Below are 1,011 nucleotides of genomic sequence, written 5' to 3'. Positions count from 1 at the left end.
CCCGTCGACGGAGACCCGGCTGCGTGAGATCCGCGCCCGGCTGGAGGCCGGCGAGTGGCCCACCGCGCTGGCGGCGCTGGGCGCGCTGGAGGAGCAGGACCCCGACGACTGGCGGGTGGTCTGGTACCGGGGGGTGGCCTCGCTGGTCACCGGCGACCACGAGGGTGCCGCGCTCGCCTTCGACGCGATCTACGACGCGTTCCCCGGCGAGATCGCGCCGAAGCTGGCGCTCGGCGTGTGCGCCGAGGTGCTGGGCCAGTTGGACAACGCCGCCGAGTACTACCGCCTGGTGTGGTCGACCGACCCGAGCCACGTGAGCGCCGCGTTCGGGCTGGCCCGGGTGCAGTTGGCGGCGGGGGACCGCGGTGGTGCCGTGCGGACGCTGGTGTCGGTGCCGGAGTCGTCCATCCACTACACGGCCGCGCGGGTGGCGTCCGTCCGGGCGCGGTTGCGCGGGCGTGCGGTCACCGCCGGTGACGTACCGTTCCTGGACGACCTGAGCGCCGCCGCCGGGCAGGTCGAGGCACTGGAGGCGTACGGTCTGGATCCGGCACGGCGCGAGCTGTTGGCGGCCGAAGTCCTCGGTTGCGGGCTGGACTGGGTACTCTCCGGGGGCCAGGGTTCCGCCCCTCCCGCCGCCGGGGGACGGACGCTGCTCGGCAGCGGCCTGGACGAACGGGGCCTCCGTTTCGGCCTGGAGCGTTCGTACCGCACGCTGGCCCGGCTGGCGCGCAGCGGCGAGGAGAGGATCGACCTGGTGGAACGTGCCAATCGTTACCGCCCCCGGACATGGGTGTAGTTGATGTCGCAGATGCCTCAGCAGGCCGCTCTGTCGAAATGCCCGAGCTGCGAGGAACCCCTCGAGTCGGGTGATCGTTTCTGCGGTGCGTGCGGATACGACCTGTCCGTGGTCCCCGCACGGCCGCGGGACGAGCCGACGATCGCCGTGAACGGCTCGGTGCCGCCGCAGGCTTCGGCGGACCGTGACCGGCCCCGGCCGCCGTCGGCCCC

General features: G+C 73.6%; 2 protein-coding genes. Both read left to right on the top strand.

What is annotated here, in order from left to right:
- The coding region (locus B7767_RS11685; RefSeq protein ID WP_143652363.1) for a tetratricopeptide repeat protein at positions 1-799 on the top strand (799 nt) is incomplete at its 5' end.
- Between the two features lie 3 nt (positions 800-802).
- Positions 803-1,011 (top strand): zinc ribbon domain-containing protein (locus tag B7767_RS44565; protein WP_143652361.1); only part of this gene is annotated, 209 nt, incomplete at its 3' end.

Origin of the sequence: Streptomyces sp. 13-12-16 (genome assembly GCF_002114215.1) — a bacterium.
Taxonomy (GTDB): domain Bacteria; phylum Actinomycetota; class Actinomycetes; order Streptomycetales; family Streptomycetaceae; genus Streptomyces.
The sequence above is the reverse complement of the archived record's forward strand: the minus strand, read 5'-3'. Positions and strand labels throughout refer to the sequence as shown.